Origin of the sequence: Bradyrhizobium sp. ma5 (assembly GCF_042258955.1) — a bacterium.
Classification (GTDB): domain Bacteria; phylum Pseudomonadota; class Alphaproteobacteria; order Rhizobiales; family Xanthobacteraceae; genus Bradyrhizobium.
In genome coordinates this window covers 2866209-2891413 of record NZ_CP170156.1, presented here as the reverse complement: position 1 = coordinate 2891413, position 25205 = coordinate 2866209, and the positions used below count along the sequence as shown (strand labels likewise).

The window sequence follows — 25205 nt, the reverse complement described above, 5'->3', positions numbered from 1 at the left end:
TCCTCTCCCTGGTCGTCTTGTCGGTTGCGATCGTCATTCCGCGGCCATCATCGGCTTCGGCACCAGGCCTGCGCCGGGCCGCATCTGGAAGTCGTAGGACATCAGGTGCCACGGGCCGGAGACCCGCTCGCCGTTGGGCAGCGCCGGCTCGCTGCGCGGCTCGACGCGCGCGATGAGCTCGTCCTTGACGCCGAACACCACGTCGCTGCGCAGATATTCGTCGCCATCGAGGAAGACGTGGGTGATCAGCGGCTCGTAGCCTTCGGCCTTGACCAGGAAGTGCACATGCGCCGGCCGCATCGGATGACGTTTCGTCGCGGCGATGAGATCGCCGACCGGGCCGTCGGTCGGGATCGGATAGCTGCACGGCAGAATGGTGCGGAACGAGAAGCGGCCGTCCGCATCCGTCACGAAACGCGCGCGCAGCGACGGGCCGTGCGCCGCATAGTCCGCCTTCTGCGAATCGTAGAAGCCGTCGTCGTCGGCGTGCCAGACATCGATCTCGGCACCGGCGAGCGGCTTGCCGGCCAAATCTGTCACGCGGCTCTGCACGAACATCACTTCGCCGTCGATGCCTTCCGAGATGTTGGCGTCGTGCGGCGTGACGCGGTGCTCGCCGACATAGAACGGGCCGAGCACCGTGGTCTCGGTGGCGCCCTCGCGCTCACGGTGATTGACCGCGTCGACCAGCATCGAAACGCCGAGCACGTCGGAGAGCAGGATGAATTCCTGGCGCCGCGGGGTGCAGGTCTGGCCGGTGCGGGTCAGGAATTCGATCGCCTGATTCCATTCCTCGAAAGTGAGCTCGGTGCGACGCACCAGATCGTGCAGCGACTTGACCGTCTCCTCGATGAGGAACTTGAGCCGCGTGTTCGGCGTGTTGGCGAAGCTGCTGATCACCTCGTCGGTGAGGTCGTGCTCGTTGAAATTGGCCATCGTGTTGTCCTTTGATTTGGAGATGTCAGTGCTGCACGGGCGCATCGCCGCGCCAGGCTGCCGCGATCAGGTCCTGGATTGCGGCGCGCTCCACAGGTCTTGGGTTGGCATAGGGGTTGCGCACCGCCATCTCGGCGGCGCGGGCGATGCCGTCCTCGGGCATCCCGATGTCGGAGAGCCGGCGCGGCAGCGCGAGCTGCCGGGCAAGATCAAATAGGCCCTGCGGGGCGTTGGCGCTGTGCAACGCTCGTGCGACACGGCTCATCGCTTCCGGCGCCGCGGCGGCGTTGTAGGCGGCCGCGTGGGGCAGCACGATCGCGTGGGTTTCGGCATGCGGCAGGTTGAACATGCCGCCGAGCACGTGGCAGAGCTTATGGTGCAGCGACATCCCGACCGCGCCGAGGCAGGCACCGCACAGCCAGGCGCCATAGAGCGCGTCGCGCCGAGCGCCGGGATCGTCCGGCACCGTCATGATGCGCGGCAGCGCGCGGGCGAGCGCGGCGATGCCGTCCTCCGCCATCAGCGAGGTCAGCGGATTGGCGTCGGGCGCATAGAGCGCCTCGACGGCGTGGGCGATCGCATTCATGCCGCTGGCGGCGGAGATGTGCGGCGGCAGGCTCACGGTGAGATCGACGTCGTAGATGACGGTGTCCGGCACCAGGTCCTGGGAATGCTGCGTGGTCTTTATGCCGTTGCTGGTCTCGCCAAGGATCGGCGTCATTTCGGAGCCGGCATAGGTGGTCGGCATCGCGATGTGCGGCAGCCCCGTGCGCAGCGACAGCGCCTTGCCGAGCCCGACTGTCGAGCCGCCGCCGATCGCGACCAGCCCGTCGATGTCGCGGGACTCGACGATGCGAAGCGCCTCGTTGGTGACCTCGACCGGCGTATGCATGCGTGCGCCGGAAAACAGCCCTGCGAGCCGGTCGCCGAGGCCTGCGCCGAGCCGTCGCCCGAGATCCTGCTGCTCGCTTGTGGTCAGCACCAGCGCCCGCTTGATACCAAGGCGCTCGCTCTCCTCGCCAAGCCGCGCCGAGGTGCCGGCGCCGAACACCACGCGATATTGCTGCGAGCAATAGGCAAATGTGCCGCTGCCGGCATCTCCGGCCGCCACGACGGGCGGGCGTACGGCATCAGGCACTGCGATGCTCATGGCATTTCTCCCAAGCCGGCGAACCGGCAGTCTCGTCTTGTTGGGAGAAAGCTAGCGGCGGGCGGCCCCGGCGGGCCTGCACGAAACCGGAGAAAATCTGCACGAAACCGGAAAAATTATCCGTAGGCTCGGGCTAGCGCCCCTGCCCGTCCGAACCGCCGGCCGCGCGCTAGTGGCTGCGGCGGTAGCGCCCCGGCGTCACGCCGGTGAAGCGGCGGAACATGCGGGTGAAATGCTCCTGATGGGAGAAGCCGCAGGCCAGCGCGATGTCGGCGAGGCTTTGCGTCTCGTCGGCGAGCAGCGCCCGGGCGCGCTCGATGCGCAGATTGAGCACGTACTGGTAGGGCGAGATGCCGCTGGTCGCCTTGAACAGGCGCACGAAATATTCGGTGCTGCGGCCGCATAGTTCTGCAAGCTGGTCGAGCCGGATATCGGTATCCAGGTTGGTGTCGACGAATTCGCGGATCCGGGCCATCTGCCGGTTGCTAAGCAGGTTCGGATGCTTGCCGGCCTCCACGCTCGGCTTGTGGAAATTGATTGCGACGAAGCGATTGGCGATCGCCTGCGCGATCGGATCGACGAACAGCGACGAGGCCGGCAGGCCGCTGGTGATGGTGTCGCCGATCGCCGCGGCGAGATGCTCCAGCACAGAATCCTGATCGCCCAGCATCGGCGCGAGCCCGCCGATCAGGCTCGGCGCCCCGTCCCGGCCCGCGAACAGGTCGGAGCGCAGATAGATATGCGTGGATTCCAGCGCCTCGCGCAGCACCACGTTGCAGGCGTGTCCCGCCGGCAGGAAGAACACCCCGCCGCGCGGAATCTGCCGGGCAACCGACTTGCCGTCCATCACATAGGTGATCTCGACCGGGCCACCCCGGTGCAGCACCATCAGATTGTCGGACAGCGCGTGGAAGTGCCCGTCAAACGGCCGCTCGCGCTGGACCGAGGCATACGCGGACGACCAGCCGAGCCCCTCGCTCGAGCCGCGGAATTCGGCCTGGAAGCGGTCCAGGATCCCGTGCGTCTCCTGCACCCCAAAATTCGACGTCGGCTGCATCAGACAGACCAAGGGCTCGAGGCTTCGGTGCCGCGAGTGAAACCCAACGGCACTCGCTTTTCAACACAATCGAACCGAATGGTGCTCCCGGCGGCCTTGCTGCGCCGCAATAGCGCCGCCTGCTAATCCTTGACCGCGATCCAGATCACGTGGCGCACGCCGCGGCCGCGGCCCGTGGCGCGGACGGCAATCTCGTTGACGGCGAACCCGGCGCGGGACAGCGATTTCGGGAACTTGGCATTTGGACCGGACGACCAGACGGCGAGCACGCCGCCGTGCCGCAAGGCGGCGTGTGCGATCCTGAGCCCGGAGATGTCATACAGCGCGTCATTGGCCTTGCGGGTCAGACCTTCCGGGCCGTTATCGACGTCGAGGAGAATGGCATCGTAGGTGCGCGGATTGCGCTCGATCACATCAGCGACATCCACCTCCTGGACGCTGACGCGCGGATCGTTCAGGCTGTCGCCGAAGATCTCCGCCATCGGACCCCTCGCCCATGCAACGACCGACGGCACCAGCTCGGCCACCACGATTTGTGCCTCGGCTCCAAGCACGGCGAGCGCGGCCCGCAGCGTAAAGCCCATGCCGAGGCCGCCGATCAGAAAACGCGGCCGTGTGACCTTCTCGATCTTCTTCGCGGCGAGCGTCGCCAGCGCAGCTTCCGAGCCCGACAGGCGGCTGTTCATCAGCTCGTTGGTGCCGAGCATGATCGAGAACTCGCGGCCGCGCCGCATCAGGCGCAATTCACCTTCGGTGCCGGGAATGCGCGCGGTATCGATCTTTTCCCAGGGAATCATGCGGCGGCTTGTAGCATGGCCCGCACCTTTGCCGAAGGCGCCGAGCCTACCCGCCGGCCCAGACGTCGAGCACGTAGCGGTTCCTGGTGCCCATCTCCTCGATCCAGCGCGCGGCGGCGTCAGCGTCGGCACCGCTGCGCTCGCGATAGATCGACATCAGGGTCGCCTTGACGTCGGGCTCCATCTTGCCGCCGTCGCCGCAGACATAGACGATCGCGCCCTTCTCGATCAGCTCCCAGACCCGATCCTTCTGCGCGGCGACGAGATGCTGCACATAGGTCTTCGGCCCGTCGGCGCGCGAGAAGGCGGTATGGAGTTCACTGACGCCATCGGCTGCAAACGCCTTCAGCTCATCCGCATAGATGAAGTCCTGCTCCGGATGGCGGCAGCCGAAGAACAGCATCGCGGGACCCAGCGTCGCGCCCTGGGCCTTGCGCGCGGCGCGCTCCTGCAGGAAGCCGCGGAACGGCGCGAGTCCGGTGCCCGGCCCGATCATGATGATCGGCACGGCGCTGTCGTCAGGCAGGCGGAAGCCGGCCTTGGTCTCCTTGATGGTGGCGTGGACGGTATCGCCGGCGCGGCGACGCGCCAGATAGTTCGAGCAGATCCCCTTGTAGATGCCGCGTCCCGAGCTCGCAGGCGCCTCCACCACGCCGACGGTGACGCTGCAACGCTGCGCCTCGCCGGCCGGAGACGACGAGATCGAGTAATAGCGCGGCGCCAGCAGCGACAGCATTTCGAGGTAGAGGTGGAACGGCAGCTCGCAGGCCGGATATTCCTCGAGCAGGTCGAACACCGATTTGCGCGTGGCCAGCACCTCGGTGCGGTAGCGCCCGGCGGAAGCCTCGTCGTCGCCGACATAGGCCATCAGCTTCGGCTTGGTCACCGGGCAGCGGGTGTGCTCGGCCATGATCTGGATCTGCTTGCGGGTCGCGACCTGCTGCAATTCGACGAACTCGGTGAGCAGCCGCCCGACCGACACCGCGTTGCCGACCGGCAGTTGCGCGCGGCGGCCTTCCGAGACCTGCAGCCGGATCTGATCGGCCGGCAGGAAGCCGAACCGGCGCGCTACGGAATCGACCAGGGTCGGATCGTTGCGCGGCACCACGCTGAGATGATCGCCGACGCGATATTTCAGGTTCGCCGGCAGCTCGACCTCGATGTGCCGGGTCGAGCGCTCCGACGGATGCGCTCCTTCCTTGTTCTGCAGCTCGTCGTTGGCGAGCACCTTCATCGGCACCGCGCCACCCTGCGTCACGATGGTGTTGACCGCACCCTGCGCCACCGGCTCGATCGCATAAAGCGGCTCGTCCTCGGCGGTGCGGGTGAAATTCCAGTCGATGCCGAATTCCTTGGTCGCGACCTTCGCAGCCTCCGGGAACCATTTCTGGAACTGGCCGTCGAGATCGCTGCGCGCATCGCCCTCGCCGCGCGGATAGACGGCGCGGGCGCCATGCTTGGTCAATTGCTCGTCGATGAAGCGCGGCACCGACTGGTAGGTCGCGGCCCAATCGCTGTTGCCGCAGCCGAACACCGCGTAGCGCACCTTGGCGAAGGCATCCTTCGGCAGATCGGTCTCAAGCCATTTGACGAACTGCGTCGCATTGTCGGGCGCCGCGCCGTTATAGGAGGCGCAGATGATCAGGACGCCGCCCTCCTCCGGCAGCTTGCCGACATAGTCGTCCAGCGGCCCAAGCCGCACCGAGAAGCCATTGATCTCCGACAGATCGGCCATCCGGGTCGCCAGCTCCTCGGCCGAGCCGAGGTTGGAGCCATACAGCACCAGCATCGGCGTGTTGTGGCCGGGGCGCGTGGTCGGCGCGCGCGGTGCCTTCGGCGCGGCCGCAACCGCGCCGGTGCTGCCGGCGAACGCGCCACGCTCCCTGTCGTCGCGCGGCCGCACCTTGATCCTGAAGCCGTCGGGCTTGACGGTCAGCGTCTCCTTCAGATGCATCTGGTAGCGATGCACGTCGAGCAGCTTGAAGCGTTGCAGGATCATCCCGATCGCGAGCGCCGCCTCGTGCATGGCAAAGCCGCGGCCGATGCAGGCGCGCTGGCCGTTGCCGAACGGCTTCCAGGCATTGATCGGGCGTTTGGCCTCCGCCTCGCGGCTGAAATTCTCGGGATCGAACACGTCGGGGTTGGGGCCCCAGACCGAGGGATCGCGATGCAGCGCCATCACCAGCACGGTGATGAAGGTGTTCTTCTTCAGCTTGTACTTGCCGCCGATCGTCTCGTCGTTGAGCGGCGCGATACCGTAGGCCGGCGCCGGCGGCCACAGTCGCAGCGCCTCCTTCAGACATTGGGTGATGTAGGTGAGCTGCGTCACCTGCTGATAGGTCGGCCGCGCATCGATGTCGGGACCAAGGACGCGGTCGACCTCCTCATAGGCCTTCTTGAGCACCTCGGGATGCTTCAGCAGCGCATAGATCGTGCACGACAGCAGGCCACTGGTGGTCTCGTGGCCGGCGATCAGGAAGGTATTGATCTGGTAGCGGATGTTGACGTCGTCGAGCTGCTCGCCGGTGGCGCGATCGACGCCGGTCATCATCGCGGCCAGCATGTCCTTCTTGTCACTGGTCACATCGGTGTTGCCGCGCCGCTCGGCGATGATCTCGTCGACCATCTTGTTCATGAAGCCGACGTCGTCGGTCAGCGTCTTGCGCCGCTTCTGCATCCACAGACCCTCGAGCGGCAGGCCGCGGGTCATCATGATGGTCTCGAGCGAGCGCACCAGCGATTCCACGAAAGGGTGGTAGTCGCGGCGGTAGAACGAATTGAAGCGGTAGTCGAAGCCGCACAGCCCGATGGTGTCGAGGGTCAGCGCCGTCATGTCGTGGACGACCTCGATCTCCTCGTCGGCGTTGAGGCGCTCCCATTTCTTGACCAGTTGCTCGGCGATATCGACCATGCTCGGGTGATACGACTGCATGGCGCGGTTGCCGAACGGCTGCATCAGGATGTTGTGCGCCTTGCTCCAGTTCGGCTCCTTGGTATCGGCGGTGAACAGCCCGTCGCCGCCGACCGCGCGCACCCGGCGCAGCGAGCCGCGCACGGCCTTGTCGAAGCGCTTCTCGTCGGAAAGCTCGTCGACCAGATCGTGACCGGAGACGATGACGATCGGCGCGCCCATCATGTCGAGCCAGAAGATCGGTCCGAGCTCCTTGGAGAGCTTGACCAGATGCTGCACCGGCGCGTTCGAATCCAGCGACAGCATGTTGCCGACCACCGGCTTCGTCGGCGGATGCGGGATCGGACTCAGTCTGTTGCCGGATGCCATTGTCGAAGTGCCCCCTGTCCTCTATTCGTCATTGCGAGGAGCGAAGCGACGAAGCAATCCATTTGTCCTCGCATGCGGACCAATGGATTGCTTCGCTTCGCTCGCAATGACAGCGTTAGTGTCCCGTCGTCACCCAAACCGTTTTCTACGCCACTCGATCAGCTTGGCGCTGACCTCGTCCGGCTTTTCCTGCTGCGTCCAGTGACCGCTGTCGTGGACCAGATACTTTTCGAGGTCCGGCACCAGCTTCTCCATGCCATCGGCAGCCGAGGGCGGCAGCACCGCGTCGTTCTCGGCCATGATCATCAGCGACGGCACCCGCACATTGTGGTCCAGCCCCGCCGAACGTTCCCAGTTGCGGGTGAAGTTGCGATACCAGTTGATGCCGCCGGTGAAGCCGGTCCTTGTGAAGGTGTCGACGAACACCTTCTTCTCCTCAGCCGACAGAATCGGCGTCCGCGGATCGTGCTTGGCGTCGTAGTTCGCGATCATCTGCGGGAACGCCAGGTTGAGCCGCGCCGAGGCGCCGACGCCGGCAATCGGCTGCTCCTCCGGTGCGCCCGGCGGGCGCGCCGCCGGCTTGCGCATGAAGGCATCGAAGGTCTGCTCCACGCGGCTGCCGAAGATCCGATCGGGCTCACGCGCCGGATCCTGGAACTGGACGATGTACATCTGGTCGCCGAAGCGCTGGCGGAACAGCGCGATCGGGTCCATCGGCGCGCGGTTCAAATGCGGCGTGTTGACGCCGACGACGCCGGCCACCCGCGACGGATGTCTGAGCGGCATCTGCCAGACGACAAAGCCGCCCCAGTCGTGACCGACGAAGATCGCCTTGTCGATCTTGAGATGGTCGAGCAGGCCGACCAGGTCGCCGGTCAGGTGTTCCATGTCGTAGGATTCGACCGGCTCCGGCCGGTCGGTCGCGCCATAGCCGCGCTGATCCGGCGCAATCACCCGGATGCCGGCCTCGCTCAGCGCCTTGATCTGGTGGCGCCAGGAGAACGCCAGTTCGGGCCAGCCGTGGCACAGCACCACGGGCGGCGTGTCGGTCTTGGGGCCTGCTTCGTAAAACCCCATGCGAATGCCGTTCGTCTCGGCGAACTGCAGCGGTGGCATGTCGATCATTGCAGGAATTCCTATTCTGCCGCGCCCTTGATGTCGGCAGGCGGAGGCGCGAACGCCGCCTCGAGTACATCGAATTCGAGCGGCAGCATGTCGCACATCACCTGCACATGCGGAATGATGTTGGCACCGACGATGAAGCCGAAATCGAGTTGATCGCGGTAGCTCTGCACGGTGATGTTGAGCGCCACGCCGTGGGTCGAGATCGAAACCGGGAAGATATGCAGCAGCTCCGCGCCGGCCGCGTACAGCGTCTGCCGCGGCCCCGGCACGTTCGACACCGTGATGTTGGTCGCCGGCGGCAGCACGTTGGACAGGTCAGACCGGCTGTAGAGCAACGCCAGAATCTGCACCACGATCGGCGCGCCCAAGAGCGAGATGTTGGAGACCTGCGGCACCAGGGCGCGCAGCGGATGCGACATCTCCTTGGACTTGGTCGACTGCGCGATGATGGTTTCCAGCCGCTTCTTCGGATCCTCGACGTCGGTCGCGATCGAGCAGATCATGCCGAACACCTGGTTGTTGGATTCGGCGTTGCCTTCCTCGCGCAGCGAGATCGGCACGCCGGCGGTCAGCGACTTGTTCGGCAGCGCACCCTGGCTGATCAGATAGCGCCGCACCACGCCCGAGGCGAGCGCCAGCACCACGTCGTTGAGCTTGCCGCCCGAGACCTTCGCCAGCGCCTTGGCGCGCGACAGCGAGATCGAGGTGCCGGCAAAGCTGCGCTCCGACGAGATCGCCTTGTTGAGGATGGTCGGCGGCGAAGCCATCGCCTGCAGGCTCTCGCGCGACCTCGGATCGGCGACCTTGGCGACGACGTCGGAGAGGCTCTTGAGCACGGTCGGCATCGAGCCTGCGAACTTCACCGCACTCTCGATCTGGAACATGGCGTTGTCGAACAGGATCGAGCCGAGGTCGCTCTTGCCCGAGCGCGGCAGCTCCAGGCTCTTTTGCGCGGCGGCGGCCGCCTCGAACGGCTGGGTCCAGAGCTGCTGATAGGCGTCGATCAAATTGGCCGCGATGTCACGCGGCTCCTGCGCGACCTTTTTCGCACTCGGCGGCTCGATCTGCCGCGGCACCGGCGTCAGGTCGTAGATCATGCTGGTCAGCGCCGCGCCGGCGCCGCCGTCGATGCAGGCGTGGTGCATCTTGGAATAGAGCCCGATCTCGTTGTCCTTCATGCCCTCGAAGACGTAGAACTCCCAGAGCGGGCGGGCGCGGTTCAACAGCTTGGCGTGCATCCAGCCGACGATGCGCTCCAGCGTCGCGCGGTCGCGTGGCGCGGGCAGGCTGGCGCGGAAGATGTGGCGGTCGATATCGAACTGGTCATCCTCGACCCAGGACGGGTGGTCGATGTCGAGCGGCGCCTTCTGCAGGCGCGCCTTGAGGATCGGCGCGACATGCAGCCGCGAGGCGATCATCGCCTTGAACTCCTCGAAGAAGTCGCCCTTGTAGCCGTCGGGCAGCCGGAAGATCGCCATGCTGCCGACATGCATCGGCATTTCCGGCGTTTCCAGATACAGAAACGATGCGTCCAGCGAGGACAGCTTCTTGGCGTCGCTCATGATTTCCTCCCGAGAGCCAACTCACGCGGGCGCCTTGGCGGCGCTTCTCGTCGTTCAGTCAGGATAGTGCCTGTTCTGCCGGCCCGTAGGCAATGGCAAAGGGGCCCGAGCGGTCAAAATGCCGGAACTCCCCTTCCGGCTGTGCCAGCCGGTCCGCGATCGCCCACAAGGCTGCGGGGTTGACGCCGAGGCCGAGATGGCTGGCGAAATGCACCTCGATGTTCTCGGCGGTCGCCGACGGCCGCACCCGCGAGGTCCGCCAGTTCACGATGCCGTCGGTGCGGGAATAGATCGAGGTTGCCGGCACCGGCATGTCGCCGGCGATCGCGGCGCGGATTTCAGGAATGGCATCCACCCCCTCGCCGGACAGCAGCTCGTACAGCCGGGTCGCGTTGGTGGCGCGGATGTCGTCGGCGAACGGGCTGCCCAGCGTGATGATGGATCGCACCAGCTCCGGCATCTGCGACGCCAGGTCGCGCGCATAGACGCCGCCGAGGCTCCAGCCGATGATCGAGACCTTTCGCCCCGACGCCTCATGGACCCGCTTCAGCAGGTCGCGCAGCGCAGTCCGCCTGCTGGAGATGCCGCCGAAATTGCGGCCCATGTTCCAGGCGTAGGCGTCATAGCCGAGCTCCTTCAGATAGCGCCGCATCGGCGCCATCGACAGGTCGCTGGCGAGGAAGCCGGGCAGCGCCAGCACCGGATGACCGTCGCCCTTCGGCGCCTGCATCAGCAGCGGCGACAGCAGCAGGCTCGAATTCAGCTCGAGCACGCCGCGCGCTTCCGCCAGCATCAGGAACAGGCTGGGCGGGCGCAATCGGCGTTCGGCCGCATCAACGCTCCCTTTCGCGGCCGCCACTATTTCTTGTCCTTCTTGGCCAAGCCGCCGAGGCCGGCCATCGTCACGAACATGTCCTGGAAGCGCTCGGCGAGCTTGGGATCAAAGGTGAACCAGCTTTGCATCAACGCTTCCGGCGAAACCTTCTCGATGTTCGACAGCATCTGCTGCTGCAGCCTGTCCATCACCGCGTTCTGCATCGGTGCCACGTCCGGCAGGCCGAAGAACTGGCGCGCTTCAAGGGGCGTACAATCTATCTCGACGTTGACCTTCATATCCGCCTCCTCAAATGCGCCTGGCCCGCCTCAGTATCGCCGGGACCGGGCCGGTCACGCAAGCGAGCCGTACCTGCCCCGATGTCTAGTCGGCCTCAATCATCCGTTATGGTCAACCAAACCGTTTGGAACGACAGGCTCCAAACCGTTTGGAACGGCGGCTCCGTTTGGCGCGACCGGCATCAGCCTGGCTCGTCGGCGATCAATTCCCGTGACCGGCAAGCGGCACTCCGAAAGTCGAATGTCACGCGCCTGTACCAACCGCCTACTCTCATGTCGCATTCATTGCGCTGCACCCGCGCGAACCGATTAACCCTTTGGGAAATCGCGCTTGCGCGGCCGGTAAACTCTGGCAACATGCATCAATAATACCAGCCGGACAAAGCAGCCGGCGGACAAAAACGGGGACGCGGGATCACATGTCGGTACGTTGGAGTTTGTTTGCGGCGACTGCCGTCGCGCTGGTCGCCTTTGCCTTGCCGGCATCGGCCCAGACGCTGAAATACGCCAATCAGGGCGAGCTGAAGTCGCTGGATCCGTACACGCTGAAGGAAACCACGACGATCGCGCACCACGCGCACGTCTATGAAGGCCTCACCGCGCGCGACAAGGACCTCAAGATCATCCCGGCACTCGCGGAAAGCTGGGAGACGCTGAGCCCGACCAAATGGCGCTTCCATCTGCGCAAGGGCGTGAAATTCCACAATGGCGATCCCTTCACCGCCGACGACGTGCTGTTCTCCGCCGACCGCGTCCGCGCCAAGGGCTCCAACTTCCTCAGCAACGTCCCGGCCGACGCCAAGTTCACCAAGGTCGACGACTACACGGTCGACGTGACGCTGGACTCGCCCAATCCCATCCTGACCTCGCAGTGGGATAGCTGGTACATCATGGACAAGAAGTGGAGCGAGGAGAACAACGCCGTCGCACCGACGCCGGCCTCCGCGACCACGCCGAGCTACGCCGCGCTGCACGAGAACGGCACCGGTCCCTTCACGATCGAGAGCCACCAGCCCGGCGTGAAGACCGTGTTCAAGGCGTTTCCGGGCTATTGGCGCAAGCCCGAGCATAATCTCCAGGAGATCATCTTCACCCCGATCGGCTCCGACGCCACCCGCGTCGCCGCGCTGCTCTCGGGCGAGGTCGATGTCATCGAACCGGTTCCGCTCCAGGACATCCAGCGCGTCAATTCCAGCGGCGTCGCCACCGTCATGACCGCGCCGGAGATCCGCACCATCTTCATCGGCATGGATATGGCGCGCGACGAGCTGCTGTACTCCAACATCAAGGGCAAGAATCCGTTCAAGGACATCAAGGTCCGCGAAGCCTTCTACAAGACGATCGACGTCGACCTGATCAAGACCCGCGTGATGCGCGGCATGTCGACGCCCTCGACCCTGATGATCGCGCCCGAGCTCTATCCGCTGTCGAAGGAGTTCACCCGGCCGAAGCTCGACCCGGAAGGCGCCAAGAAGCTCTTGGCCGAGGCCGGCTACCCGAACGGCTTTGAAGTCACGATGGATTGCCCGAACGACCGCTACGTCAACGACGCCGCGATCTGCCAGGCGGTGGTCGGCATGCTGGCCCGGATCGGCATCAAGGTGAACCTGCTGGCGCAGCCGAAGGCACAGTATTTCGGCAAGGTGCTGAAGCCCGGCGGCTACCAGACCTCGTTCTTCATGCTGGGCTGGACGCCCGCGACATCAGACTCGCACAACGTGCTGCACGATATCCTCGGCTGCCGCGACGATCCGAAGGATTCGACCCGGGGCGAAGCCAATCTCGGCGGCTATTGCAACAAGGAAGTCGACGCGCTCACCGACAAGGTCCTGGTCGAGAGCGACACGGCCAAGCGCGACCAGTTGATCAAGCAGGCCTACGAGATCGTCATCAAGGACTACGGCTACATTCCGCTGCATCAGCAACCGCTGGTGTGGGGCGTGTCGAAAAAGGTCAAATTGACCCAGCGCGCAGACAACCAGGTGCTGCTCTACTGGGCGACCAAGCAAGGTGAATAGTGGTTGCAGCGAATTGGGTCCCGGAAGCGCAGGCTTCCGGGACCTCTCGGTTTTCGGCCGCGCAAAGCCGCGCGCGCCGGATGTCAAAAGCAGTGAAAGGTAGAGATGCTCGCTTTCACTCTTCGCCGCGTGCTGCAGGCGATCGGCGTGATGCTCGCCGTCGGCGTTATTGCGTTCGCGATGTTCCGCTTCGCCGGCGATCCGGTGAGCCAGATCGTCTCGATCGACACCTCGGCCGCGCAGCGCGCTGAAATCCGGCGCTCGCTCGGCCTGGATGATTCCGTACTGGTGCAGTTCGGCCGCTACTTCATCAATGCGCTGCAGTTCAAGTTCGGCGTGTCCTACCAGTTCCGTCTGCCGGTCTCCTCGCTGCTGGCGGAGCGCCTGCCGGCGACGCTGGAGCTTGCGATCTGCGCCACGCTGTTCGCCATGGTCGCCGGCATCCTGATGGGGGTCTACTCGGCGCTGCGCCGTGACACCGTGCTCGCCAAATTATTCCAGGCGGTATCGCTGATCGGCATTTCGCTGCCGACCTTCCTGATTGGCATCCTCCTGATCTATCTGTTCGCGGTGACCTTGGGCTGGCTTCCCTCCTTTGGCCGCGGCGAGGTGGTGAAGCTCGGCTGGTGGACCACCGGGCTGCTCACCGTCTCGGGCCTGAAGGCGCTGATCATGCCGGCGATCACGCTCGGACTGTTCCAGATGACCCTGATCATGCGGCTGGTGCGCGCCGAAATGCTGGAAGTGCTGCGAACCGACTATATCCGCTTCGCCCGTGCCCGCGGGCTGACCACGCGCGCGATCCATTTCGGCCATGCGCTGAAGAACACCCTGGTTCCGGTGATCACGGTCGCCGGCCTGCAGTTTGGCTCGGTAATTGCTTTCTCGATCATCACCGAAACCGTGTTCCAATGGCCGGGCATGGGACTTCTGTTCGTGCAGGCCGTGCAAAACGTCGATATCCCGATCATGGCCGCGTATCTGTTGATGGTCTCGCTGATCTTCGTCACCATCAATCTCGTGGTCGACATCCTCTACACCGTGGTCGATCCGCGCTTGCGCTCGACCGTCGGCCGCGCGACGTGAGGGGCTGACCGATGTCCGACGCCGTCGTCCCCCATCGTTCCGAAGCTCACCCGCAGGCATCTGCCGGCTGGTTCAGGCGCGCGCTCGACAGCGACATCGTCTATTCGTTCCGCCGCTCCAGGCTGACGATGGTCGCCGCCGTGATCACGCTGTTGTTCTTCCTGCTGGCGATCTTTGCATCCTGGCTTGCGGTGCAGAACCCGTTCGATCCCGCACAATTGCAGCTGATCAATTCGCGGATCGCACCGCTATGGACCGCCGACGGCCAGAGCCCGTTCCTGCTCGGTACCGACGAGCAGGGCCGCGACGTGCTCTCGGCGATTCTGTACGGCCTGCGCATCTCGCTTGCGGTCGGCGTTGCCGGCGTGGTGTTCGCCGGCGCGCTCGGGATCGCCCTCGGGCTGGTCGCCGGTTATTTCGGCGGCGTGGTCGACAGCGTGATCATGCGGATCGCCGACGTCCAGCTCACCTTCCCGGCGATCTTGATCGCGCTGCTGGTCAACGGTGTCGCCAAATCGCTGCTCGGCAACCGGCTCGACGAGATGAGCACGTTCGGCGTGCTGATCATCGCGATCGGCCTCAGTTTCTGGGTGCAATATGCCCGCACCGTGCGCGGCTCGGTGATGGTAGAGAAGAACAAGGATTACGTGGCGGCGGCGCAGCTGATCGGCCTGCCGGCGCCGAAGATCATGCTGCGGCACGTGCTGCCGAACACGATGGGCCCGATCCTGGTCATCGCCACCATCAACCTCGCGCTCGCGATCATCACCGAGGCGACGCTGTCGTTCCTCGGCGCCGGCATGCCCGACACCATGCCCTCGCTCGGCACCCTGATCCGGATCGGCAACAACTACCTGTTCGCCGGCGAATGGTGGATCGTCGCCTTCCCGGGCATTGCGCTGGCCGGCCTGATCCTCTCCATCAACCTGCTCGGCGACTGGCTGCGCGACGCGCTCAACCCAAAGCTCCGATGACCCAGCCTGTTCTCTCCGTGCGCAATCTCGAGGTGGAATTCGTCACCCGCCGCGCGATCTTGCGCGCCATCAACGGCGTGTCGTTCGACATCGCCAAGGGCGAGGTGCTCGGCGTGGTCGGCGAGTCCGGCGCCGGCAAGTCGGTCACCGGCCTTGCGGTGATCGGGCTGATCGATCCGCCCGGTCGTATCTCCGGCGGCGAGATCGAACTATCGGGCACGCGGATCGACCATCTTCCGCCGGAGGAAATCCGCAGAGTCCGGGGCAAGCGGATCGGCATGATCTTCCAGGATCCGCTGACGAGCCTCAATCCGCTCTACCGGATCGGCGACCAGATCATCGAGACGATACGCACCCACACCAACCTGAGCGAAAGCGCCGCACGCCGGCGCGCCATCGATCTGTTGGCCGAAGTCGGCATCCCCGCGCCGGAAAAGCGCATCGACGGCTACCCGCATGAATTCTCCGGTGGCATGCGCCAGCGCGTCGTGATCGCGCTTGCGATCTGCGCCGAGCCCGAGCTGATCATCGCCGATGAGCCGACCACCGCGCTCGACGTCTCGGTCCAGGCGCAGATCATCACGCTGATCAAGCGGCTCGGCCGCGACCACGGCACCGCCGTGATGCTGGTGACCCACGACATGGGCGTGATCGCCGAGACCTGCGACCGCGTCGCGGTGATGTATTCCGGCCGCATCGCCGAGATCGGCCCGGTGCAGGAAGTGGTGCGCAACCCGCTGCATCCCTACGCCAAGGGCCTGATGGGCGCGATTCCGACGCTCGCAGGCGAGGACAAGCGCCTGGTGCAGATCCCGGGCTCGATGCCGCGGCTGTCGGCGATCCCGGCCGGCTGCCCGTTCAATCCGCGCTGTGCGTTTGTGTTCGATCGCTGCCGCGTCGAACGTCCCGAGCCGATCCGGCATGGCAGCCAATCCGTCGCCTGCCATCTGTTCGAGCCGGCGAAGGAGACGGCGGCATGAGCGGGACATTGATCGAGGTCAAGAACCTGCGCCGCGTCTTCGATGTCTCCAAGCCGTGGCTCAACCGCGTGATCGAAGGCGGCCATCTCGAATTCCTCAAGGCCGTCGACGGTGTCAGCTTTGACATCAAGCGCGGCGAGACGTTTGCGCTGGTTGGCGAATCCGGCTCCGGCAAGACCACGGTTGCGCGCATGGTCGTGGGCCTGTTGCCGCCGAGTTCGGGCGAAGTCGTCATCGACGGCGTCTCGATGACCGATCCGCGGCAGGCCCAGGCGCGCCGCCGGCTGCGCCGGCGCATCCAGATGGTTTTTCAGGACCCTTATGCGAGCCTCAATCCGCGCTACCGGGTCGCCGCTATCGTGGCCGAGCCGATCCGCGCCTTCGACCTGATCGAGGGCGAACGCGACATCAAGGCCCGAGTCGGCGAATTGCTCTCGCTGGTCGGCCTGCACCCCGACGACGGCCAGAAATTCCCGCATGAATTTTCCGGCGGCCAGCGCCAGCGCATCGCGATCGCCCGCGCGCTGGCGTCCGAGGCCGAGTTCATCGTCTGCGACGAGCCGACCTCGGCGCTCGACGTCTCCGTGCAAGCGCAGATCCTCAACCTGATGCGCGACCTGCAGGACAAGTTCGGCCTGACCTATCTCTTCATCAGCCACAATCTCGCGGTTGTCCGCCACATGGCGAGCCGGATCGGCGTGATGTATCTCGGCCGCATCGTCGAGATCGCCGAGGGCCGGAAACTGTTCGAGAACCCGCGGATGCCCTATACCAAGATGCTGCTCGGCGCGGTTCCGGATCTTGCGATGTCTGGCCGCCAGCGCATCCCGGTCAAGGGCGAGATCCCGAACCCGATCGATCCGCCGCGTGGCTGCGCGTTCAACCCGCGCTGTCCCCTCGCCTTCGATCTCTGCCGCGAAAAAGCGCCGGAACTGATTGACGGCGTCGCCTGCCACGCCGTCAACAGCCCGGCCGCCGCCGTTCCGGCATGATCACGCGGATGGGAGCGGCCATGTCCACCAAGCGGTTGGCATGCCAGCCCGCCTGTGATCAAGTGCGCGCGCCACAAGACCCAGCCGGAAGCGCAGCCCCATGAGCAACGTCAACCCCGATCCGTTCACCACAAGGCCTGAGATCGAAGGCACCTTCGGTGTCGTCACCTCGACCCACTGGATCGCGACCGCGGTCGGCATGGCAGCGCTTGAGAAAGGCGGCAACGCCTTCGACGCCGGCGTTGCTGCGGCGTTCACGTTGCAGGTGGTCGAGCCGCATCTGAACGGCCCCGGCGGCGACGTCCCGCTCATCGTGCACGACGTCAAGCGCGGCAAAACCGAAGTGATCTGCGGCCAGGGACCGGCGCCGGCGAAGGCGACGATCGCGCATTACCGCAGCGAAGGCCTCGAAATGGTGCCCGGCACCGGCCTGCTCGCGGCTTGTGTGCCCGGCACGTTCGAAACCTGGATGCTGCTGCTGCGCGACTACGGCACGATGAAGCTGCGCGACGTGCTGGAGCCCGCGATCGCCTATGCCCGCGACGGCCATCCGCTGGTCGAGCGCGCGTCGGCTACCATCAAGACCGTCGAGCAGCTGTTCCGGAAATACTGGTCCACGTCGGCCGACGTCTATCTGCCCAACGGCGAAGTGCCGAAGCCCGGCACTCTCTTCACCAACAAGAAGCTCGCCGAGACCTATGCACGCATCCTGACCGAGGCGGAGAGCGCCGGTAGCGATCGCGTCGCACAGATCGAGCGCGCGCGGCAGGCCTGGTCGAAGGGCTTCGTCGCGGAGGCGATCGACAAGTTCTGCCGCACCCAGGAGGTGATGGACGTCTCCGGCTCGCCGCATCGCGGCGTGCTGTCGGCCGACGACGTGGCGCGCTGGCAGCCGACCATCGAAGCGCCGCTGACCTACGATTACGGCCGCTACACCGTGCAGAAGTGCGGCGTCTGGAGCCAGGGTCCGGTGATGCTGCAGCAGCTCGCGCTGCTGAAGGGTTTCGAGCTCGACGGGCTCGATCCCGCCGGCCCCGACTTCATCCATTTGCAGATCGAAGCCGCCAAGCTTGCCTATGCCGATCGCGAAACATTCTACGGCGATCCGAAGTTCGCCGACATCCCGATCGAAACGCTGCTGTCCGATGCCTACAACAACGAACGGCGCAAGCTGATCTCGAAGGACAAGGCTTCGCTCGACTTCCGCCCCGGCTCGGTCGCAGGTTTCGGCGGCGTCGTGAAGCTGCGGCACGCCGAAGGGCATCGCGAAGCGGTCGGCGCCATGGGCGCGGGCGAACCGACGGTCGGCCGGTTCGGCGAGGTGCGCGGCGACACCGTGCATTTCGACATCATCGACAAGGCCGGCAACATGATCTCGGCGACGCCGTCCGGCGGCTGGCTGCAATCCTCGCCTGTCATTCCCGAGATCGGCTTCTGCCTCGGCAGCCGCGCCCAGATGTTCTGGCTGGAGGAAAACCACCCTGCCTCGCTGGCGCCGGGCAAGCGGCCGCGCACCACGCTGTCACCGACCATGGCGCTGCGCGACGGCGAGCCGTATCTCTCCTGGGGCTCGCCGGGCGGCGACCAGCAGGATCAGTGGATCACGCAATTCTTCCTGCGCCATGTTCACGCTAAGCTCAATCTGCAGGAGGCGATCGACGCGCCGGCCTGGCACTCCGAGCATTTCCCGATCTCGTTCTGGCCGCGCACTTCGCGGCCCGGCGTGCTAGTGCTGGAAAATCGCGTGCCAAAACCGACCATCGACGAATTGAAACGTCGCGGCCATGTGGTGGAGATTGGGCCGGATTGGTCGGAAGGCCGCCTCACCGCGGCCTCGAAGGTCGGCCCTCGCCGCCGCGCCGCCGCCAACCCGCGCGGCATGCAGGGTTACGCCGCGGGCCGCTAGAGGTTTGGGATGACCTGGTCGATCATCGCCCGCGACAGCGCCACCGGCCAGCTCGGCATCGCCGTCGCGACGCGGTTCTTCGCGGTCGGCGCGCTGGTGCCGCACATTGCACCCGGGATCGGCGCCATCGCGACGCAGGCGCTGGTCAATCCCTATTACGGCATCGACGGCCTCGCGCTGCTGCGCGATGGCAACAGCCCGCATGAGACGATCGCGGCGCTGCTCGCGCCCGACGGCGGCCGCGAGAGTCGGCAGGTGCATGTCATGGACAGCAAGGGCCGGATCGCCGCGCATTCCGGCAAGGATTGCATCGACTGGTTCGGCCATGTCGCCGGCGACGGCTTCTCGATCGCCGGCAACATGCTGGCCGGGGCCGCCGTGCTCGATGAGACCGCGCGCATCTATGCCGCGAACGAGAAGCTGCCGTTCGCGGAGCGGCTGATCAAGGCGATGTTCGCCGGCGAGGCGGCCGGCGGTGACAAGCGCGGCAAGCAGTCGGCGGCGCTTCTGATCCACGGAACGGAGCAATGGCCGTTGCTCGATCTGCGGGTCGACGACCACGCCGATCCCTTGCGTGAGCTGGAACGGCTGGAAGCGGTCAGCCGTGAGCATTGGGTGCCGTTCCGGGACTTCATGCCGACGCGCGACAACCCGGCCGGAATCAGCGACCGCGCCAGGATCGAGGCCGGCATCGCAGCGGCAACCAAGAGCCGCGAATGACCGCCGGCCCGCTGATCGAGATCGAGGGCTTGCGCGTCACCTTCCACGGCGACGATGGCCGCACGACGCATGCCGTCGACAGCGTCGACCTTTCCGTCGCCAACGGCGCCACGCTCGGCCTGGTCGGCGAGTCCGGCTGCGGCAAGAGCGTCACCTCGCTCGCGATCATGGGGCTGTTGCCGAAGCAGTCCGCCGCGGTTTCCGGCGCGATCCGCTTCGACGGCTTCGACCTGCTCGACTTGCCGGATGCGACGCTGCGCGACCTGCGCGGCAATCGGCTCGCGATGATCTTCCAGGAGCCGATGACGTCGCTCAATCCGAGCTTCACGATCGGCGACCAGATCGCCGAGACGATATTGCGCCACCGCGGCGGCTCCCGGCGCGCGGCACGCGAGCGCACCATCGAGCTGCTGCGCCGCGTGCACATCCCCTCGCCCGAGAAGCGCATCGACGAATATCCGCACAAGCTGTCCGGCGGCATGCGCCAGCGCGTGATGATCGCGATGGCGCTGGCCTGCGATCCGCAGCTCTTGATCGCCGACGAGCCGACCACCGCGCTCGACGTCACGCTGCAGGCGCAAATCCTCGATCTGATGCGCGAGCTGAAGGCCGCCAGCGGGGCTGCGATCATCCTGATCACCCACGATCTCGGCGTCGTCGCCGAAGTCTGCGACGAGGTCGCGGTGATGTATGCCGGTGAGATCGTCGAGCGTGCGCCGGTCGACGAGCTGTTTGCCAATCCGCAGCATCCCTATACGGTCGGCCTGCTCGGCTCGATCCCGCGGCTCGACCGCCGCACCAGCCATCTCGTCACCATCGAGGGCATGGTGCCGAACATGGCGAACCCGCCGGCTGGCTGCCGTTTCGCCGCGCGCTGTCCGTTCGTCGAGGATGCCTGCACCCGATCGCCGCCGCCGCTCGCGCTGCTGAGCGCGACCCACGCCTCGCGCTGCCTCCGCGCGCCCTTGGAGCGGCTGGTATCATGACTGCGCTGCTCGAGGTCGAAGGGCTGGTGAAGCATTTCGTCGCCGAACGCTCGGTGTTCGGACGGCCGACCGCATATGTGAAGGCGGTCGATGGCGTCAGCTTCACGGTCGAGGCCGGCAAGACGCTGGCGCTGGTCGGCGAATCCGGCTGCGGCAAATCAACCGTCAGCCGCCTGGTGCTGCGGCTGATCGAGCTGGACGCCGGACGGATCCGCTTCGAGGGCCGCGACCTCGGCGCGCTCAACGCCGAGCAATTGCGCGCGTTCCGCCGCGATGCGCAGCTGATCTTCCAGGACCCCTACGCTTCGCTCAACCCGCGCATGACGGTGAGCCAGATCCTGACCGAGCCGCTGGCGCTGCACAACCTCGTCCCGGCAGCGGGCCGCCGCGAGCGGGTCGAGGAGCTGTTGCGTCTGGTCGGGCTCGAGCCGCGCTTTGCGCGCCGCTATCCCCACGAATTCTCCGGCGGCCAGCGCCAGCGCATCGCGATTGCCCGCGCGCTCGCGGTCGAGCCGAAGCTGATCATCTGCGACGAGCCGGTGTCGGCGCTCGACGTCTCGATCCGCTCGCAGATCTTGAATTTGCTGCGCGACCTGCAGGACCGCCTGAAGCTCGCTTACATCTTCGTCTCGCACGATCTGGCCGTCGTGAAGCACATCGCCGACCGGGTCGCCGTGATGAATCTCGGCACCATCGTCGAGACGGCGGAGGCGCAGGCGCTGTTCGCCGCGCCGCGCCATCCCTACAGCCGCGCGCTGCTGTCGGCGATCCCGGTGCCGAAGCCGCGCGCCAGGCGCAGCCGCATCGTGCTGGAGGGCGAGCTGCCGAGCGCGCTCAATCCGCCCTCGGGCTGCCGTTTCCATACCCGCTGTCCCTATGTGATCGCGCGCTGCCGCAGCGAAGTGCCGCTGTTGCGCGAAGATGGCACCGGATATGCGACGGCCTGTCACCGAACGGGCGAGCTGCCCGGCGCGGAGGCGATCGTGCCGTCCGATGGCGGGTTCTCACCGACACTGGAAAAGCTGGTGGCGGCGTTCAATACGGCGGAAGCTCCGGGGCGGCCCGGGGTTATTTCGTAAGGAACAAATGCGCAGGGGATTAAGGGGTTGGCGATGAGATTTTGGCGCTTGGCGATCCTGATGGCGGCCCTCGTGGCCTGGTGCGGAACGAGCGCGCGTGCCGAGACCACGCTTCGCATCGGGCTCGCAGAGGATCCCGACATCCTAGATCCTTCAATCGGACGCACCTATGTCGGCCGCATCGTTTTTTCGGCCTTCTGCGACAAGCTGTTCGACATTGACGAGAAGCTGAATATCGTTCCGCAGCTCGCGCTGTCCTACGAGAACTCGGCCGACGGCAAGGAGATGACGATCAAGCTCCGGCCGGGCGTCAAGTTCCACGACGGTGAGCCGTTCGACGCCGAAGCCGCCAAATTCTCGCTGGAGCGCCATCTGACGCTGCCGACCTCGTTTCGCAAACCCGAACTGGCCGCGCTCGACCATGTGGACGTCGTCGATCCCCTGACCATCAAACTGGTACTCAAGACGCCCTACTCGCCGCTGATCGCCCAGTTGACCGATCGCGCCGGCATGATGGTCTCGCCGAAGGCGGTGAAGGAAGCGGGCGACAAATTCGGCCTGCATCCGGTCTGCGCCGGCCCCTACAAGTTCGTCGAACGCGTGCAGCAGGACCGCATGGTGTTCGAGAAGTTCGGGGATTACTGGAACAAGGACAACGTCTTCATCGATCGCATCGTGTTCCTTCCTATCGTCGATGCTACGGTGCGGCTCGCCAATCTGAAATCCGGCGGGCTCGATCTGATCGAGCGCGTGCTCGCCACCGACATCAAGGACGTCCGCGCCGACAAGCGGCTCGTGCTGTCGACCGCGCCCGAACTCGGCTATCTCGGCCTCACCATCAACATCGGCAACGACAAGAGCAAGGGGCCGCTCAGCCAGTCGGAAAAGGTGCGCCAGGCGCTCGACCTGTCGATTGACCGCGAGGCGCTCAACCAGGTCGTCTTCAACGGAGAGTTCACGCCGGGCAATCAATGGGTCAGCCCGGTCCATCCCTACTATCAGAAGGCGTTTCCGGTTCGGGGACGCGACATTGCCAAGGCCAAGGCGCTGCTGAAGGAGGCCGGTGTCGCGCTGCCTGTCGCCATCGACTACATGGTCCCCAAAGGCGCCGAGAACGAAGCCGTGGCCCAGGTCGTGCAGTCGATGGCGGCCGAAGCGGGCTTCGACATCAAGATCCGCGTGGTCGAATTTGCGACGACTTTCAAGCAGGCCCAGGCCGGCGAGTTTCAGGTGTTTCAGATCAACTGGAGCGGAAGGATCGATCCCGACGGCAATTCCTATGTATTCCTGCACACCAAGGCGCCGCAGAACGACGGCGGCTATTCCAACGCGGAAGCCGACAAGTTGATGGAAGATGCGCGGCTGATCAACGATCCCGCCCAGCGCAAGGCGATCTACGAGAAGATGACCAAGATCGTGCTCAATGACGAGCCCATCATCTACATCTATCACCGCACGCTTTTGATCGCGCACACCGCCAGGGTCGAGGGTTACCGGCAGATGCCGGATGGATTGGTGCGCGTGGTCGGGCTGAAATTGAAATGATCGCGACAGCGCTGGGCACGCGGGGCCGACCATGCTGAACTTCCTCGCCAAGCGGCTGGTTCAGCTGGTCCCGACGCTGTTCTTCGTCTCGCTCCTGATCTTCTCGCTGCAACACCTGCTGCCCGGCGATCCGGCACTCGTGATGGCCGGCGAGGAGCGCGATCCGGCCGTGATCGAACAGATCCGGCAGCAATACCACCTGGATCAACCGATCCCGGTGCAATACGCTTATTGGGTCAAGGGCGTGCTGATGGGTGACCTCGGCGAATCCCTGCGCAACAAGATGCCGGTGTCGAGCCTGATCGCGAAGAAGCTGCCGGTGACGATGCAGATCGCCGGCATGGCGATCGTGGTCGCCTTTCTGATCGGGATTCCCGCCGGCATCATCTCGGCGGTGAAGAAAGGCACCGCCTGGGATTACGGCGCCAACCTGTTCGCGCTGTGGGGTATCTCGACGCCGAATTTCTGGCTCGGCATCATGCTGATCTTCCTGTTCTCCGTCGAACTCGGCTGGCTGCCGGCCTCCGGCTACGTGCCGCTCAGTGAAAACTGGCGCGCCAGCCTCGCCGCATCCGTCATGCCGGCCTTCGTGCTCGGCAACGCGATCGCGGCGGTCCTGATGCGGCACACACGAAGCGCGATGTTGCAGGTGCTGGAGAGCGACTATGTCCGCACCGCACGCGCCAAGGGCCTGTCCGAGCGCACGGTGATCCTCAAGCATGCGATGCGCAACGCGCTGACGCCGATCATCACCCTCGGCGCGCTCGAGCTCGGCACGCTGCTATCGGGTGCGGTGCTCACCGAGCAGATCTTCTCGATCCCGGGCTTCGGCAAGCTGATCGTCGATGCCGTGTTCAACCGCGACTATGCGGTCGTGCAGGGCGTGGTGCTGACAACGGCGACGATCTACATCACGCTCAACCTGATCGCCGACATCGCCTACATCCTGGTCAACCCGCGGCTAAGGGGCTGATCGGATGACCGACGCTGTACTCAGGACATCAGCTTCGCTTGCCGCCGCCGAGACGCTGGAAAGCCCGGCACGGCGTGCCGGGCGGCGGTTGATCCGGCGCAAGGGTGCCGTGCTCGGGCTCGCTGTGATTGTGCTCTTTATCCTGCTTGCCGCCTTCGCGCCGCTGATCGTGCCCTATGATCCGATCGCGACCAGCTGGTCGCTGGTCCGCAAAGCGCCGTCGATGCAGCACTGGTTCGGCACCGACGAGCTCGGCCGCGACGTGCTCGCGCGCGTCGTGTTCGGCGCCCGCGCCTCGCTGCTTGCCGGCGTGATCTCGGTCAGCATCGCGGTTGCGATCGGCGTGCCGCTCGGCCTGCTCGCCGGCTATCGCGGCGGCTTCATCGACGCGCTGATCAGCCGCATCACCGACGCGATGCTGGCCTGCCCGTTCCTGATCCTGGCGATCGCGCTCGCAGCGTTCCTCGGCCCGAGCCTCGGCAATGCGATGATCGCGATCGGCGTCTCGGCGACACCCATTTTCGTCCGCCTGACCCGCGGCCAGGTGATGAGCGTCAAGGTCGAGGACTATGTCGAGGCGGCGCGCGCCATGGGCAATCCGCGCTGGCGCATCGCGCTGGTCCACATCCTGCCGAACATCCTGCCGGCGCTGCTGGTGCAGGCGACGCTGTCGATCGCCGCCGCGATCATCGCCGAGGCCGCACTGTCCTTCCTCGGCCTCGGCCAGCAGCCGCCGGCGCCGTCCTGGGGCAGCATGCTCAACGCCGCGCAACGCTTCCTGACCAGCGCGCCATGGATGGCGATCTGGCCGGGGCTTGCGATCTTCCTGGTCGTGCTGTCGTTCAACCTGGTCGGCGACGGCCTGCGCGACGCGCTCGATCCGAAGGCGCGGTAAATATCTCACCGTCATGCTGAGGAGGCCGCGC

At 65.6% G+C, this 25205-nt stretch carries 21 protein-coding genes; 12 read left to right on the top strand and 9 right to left on the bottom strand.

Features of this window, described 5'->3' with window-relative positions; all coding sequences use genetic code 11:
- Window positions 1–33: 33 nt before the first annotated feature.
- The 9 genes from ACE103_RS13275 to ACE103_RS13235 all read right to left on the bottom strand — a co-directional run bounded on the left by ACE103_RS13275 (window position 34) and on the right by ACE103_RS13235 (window position 11020).
- A complete protein-coding gene (locus ACE103_RS13275) occupies window positions 34–936 on the bottom strand; it encodes an intradiol ring-cleavage dioxygenase (RefSeq protein WP_375779784.1) in 903 nt (300 codons plus the stop codon).
- Between the two features lie 25 nt (window positions 937–961).
- Entirely contained in the window at window positions 962–2086 is a 1125-nt protein-coding gene (locus ACE103_RS13270) for a maleylacetate reductase (RefSeq protein ID WP_375779783.1), read from the bottom strand.
- A 169-nt stretch (window positions 2087–2255) separates the two neighbouring features.
- Window positions 2256–3143, bottom strand: a complete 888-nt coding sequence (locus ACE103_RS13265; protein WP_375779782.1) for a helix-turn-helix domain-containing protein — start codon at window positions 3141–3143, stop codon at window positions 2256–2258.
- Between the two features lie 122 nt (window positions 3144–3265).
- A complete protein-coding gene (locus ACE103_RS13260) occupies window positions 3266–3940 on the bottom strand; it encodes a spermidine synthase (RefSeq protein WP_375779781.1) in 675 nt (224 codons plus the stop codon).
- A gap of 46 nt (window positions 3941–3986) precedes the next feature.
- Window positions 3987–7220: a bifunctional cytochrome P450/NADPH--P450 reductase gene (locus ACE103_RS13255; protein WP_375779780.1), complete on the bottom strand. Its 3234-nt coding sequence runs from the start codon at window positions 7218–7220 to the stop codon at window positions 3987–3989.
- A 129-nt stretch (window positions 7221–7349) separates the two neighbouring features.
- Complete coding sequence (locus ACE103_RS13250) at window positions 7350–8345, bottom strand: alpha/beta fold hydrolase (RefSeq protein ID WP_375779779.1); 996 nt, start codon at window positions 8343–8345, stop codon at window positions 7350–7352.
- 11 nt (window positions 8346–8356) lie between these two features.
- The gene (locus ACE103_RS13245) at window positions 8357–9907 is read right to left on the bottom strand and encodes a wax ester/triacylglycerol synthase family O-acyltransferase (protein ID WP_375779778.1); all 1551 of its coding nucleotides are present in this window, start codon (window positions 9905–9907) and stop codon (window positions 8357–8359) included.
- Window positions 9908–9965: 58 nt separating this feature from the next.
- On the bottom strand, window positions 9966–10700 hold the full coding sequence (locus ACE103_RS13240; protein WP_223970775.1) for a triacylglycerol lipase: 735 nt from the start codon (window positions 10698–10700) through the stop codon (window positions 9966–9968).
- A 65-nt stretch (window positions 10701–10765) separates the two neighbouring features.
- On the bottom strand, window positions 10766–11020 hold the full coding sequence (locus tag ACE103_RS13235) for a DUF6489 family protein (protein ID WP_223970661.1): 255 nt from the start codon (window positions 11018–11020) through the stop codon (window positions 10766–10768).
- Window positions 11021–11439: 419 nt separating this feature from the next.
- Between ACE103_RS13235 and ACE103_RS13230 the strand changes: the two genes are divergently transcribed.
- The 12 genes from ACE103_RS13230 (at window position 11440) to ACE103_RS13175 (ending at window position 25174) form a co-directional block, all read left to right on the top strand.
- Window positions 11440–13038 (top strand): ABC transporter substrate-binding protein, encoded by a 1599-nt coding sequence (locus ACE103_RS13230; protein ID WP_375779777.1) that lies wholly within the window; start codon window positions 11440–11442, stop codon window positions 13036–13038.
- A gap of 105 nt (window positions 13039–13143) precedes the next feature.
- Window positions 13144–14124 (top strand): ABC transporter permease, encoded by a 981-nt coding sequence (locus ACE103_RS13225; RefSeq protein ID WP_375779776.1) that lies wholly within the window; start codon window positions 13144–13146, stop codon window positions 14122–14124.
- Window positions 14125–14135: 11 nt separating this feature from the next.
- Window positions 14136–15098, top strand: coding sequence for an ABC transporter permease (locus tag ACE103_RS13220; protein ID WP_375779775.1), 963 nt, complete (start codon window positions 14136–14138; stop codon window positions 15096–15098).
- Window positions 15095–16078, top strand: a complete 984-nt coding sequence (locus ACE103_RS13215) for an ABC transporter ATP-binding protein (RefSeq protein ID WP_375779774.1) — start codon at window positions 15095–15097, stop codon at window positions 16076–16078. Before ACE103_RS13220 ends, ACE103_RS13215 begins: the two co-directional genes overlap by 4 nt.
- Window positions 16075–17070: an ABC transporter ATP-binding protein gene (locus tag ACE103_RS13210; protein WP_223970653.1), complete on the top strand. Its 996-nt coding sequence runs from the start codon at window positions 16075–16077 to the stop codon at window positions 17068–17070. Before ACE103_RS13215 ends, ACE103_RS13210 begins: the two co-directional genes overlap by 4 nt.
- Window positions 17071–17170: 100 nt before the next feature.
- Entirely contained in the window at window positions 17171–18976 is a 1806-nt protein-coding gene (locus ACE103_RS13205; RefSeq protein WP_375779773.1) for a gamma-glutamyltransferase family protein, read from the top strand.
- A gap of 9 nt (window positions 18977–18985) precedes the next feature.
- Complete coding sequence (locus ACE103_RS13200; protein ID WP_375779772.1) at window positions 18986–19696, top strand: DUF1028 domain-containing protein; 711 nt, start codon at window positions 18986–18988, stop codon at window positions 19694–19696.
- A complete protein-coding gene (locus ACE103_RS13195; protein WP_375779771.1) occupies window positions 19693–20682 on the top strand; it encodes an ABC transporter ATP-binding protein in 990 nt (329 codons plus the stop codon). The genes ACE103_RS13200 and ACE103_RS13195 overlap by 4 nt, the downstream gene beginning before the upstream one ends.
- Entirely contained in the window at window positions 20679–21761 is a 1083-nt protein-coding gene (locus ACE103_RS13190; RefSeq protein WP_375779770.1) for an ABC transporter ATP-binding protein, read from the top strand. The genes ACE103_RS13195 and ACE103_RS13190 overlap by 4 nt, the downstream gene beginning before the upstream one ends.
- A 33-nt stretch (window positions 21762–21794) precedes the next feature.
- Window positions 21795–23306, top strand: coding sequence for an ABC transporter substrate-binding protein (locus ACE103_RS13185; protein WP_375779769.1), 1512 nt, complete (start codon window positions 21795–21797; stop codon window positions 23304–23306).
- A gap of 31 nt (window positions 23307–23337) precedes the next feature.
- Window positions 23338–24279, top strand: a complete 942-nt coding sequence (locus ACE103_RS13180; protein WP_375779768.1) for an ABC transporter permease — start codon at window positions 23338–23340, stop codon at window positions 24277–24279.
- A 4-nt stretch (window positions 24280–24283) separates the two neighbouring features.
- The gene (locus ACE103_RS13175) at window positions 24284–25174 is read left to right on the top strand and encodes an ABC transporter permease (protein WP_375779767.1); all 891 of its coding nucleotides are present in this window, start codon (window positions 24284–24286) and stop codon (window positions 25172–25174) included.
- Window positions 25175–25205: the final 31 nt, after the last annotated feature.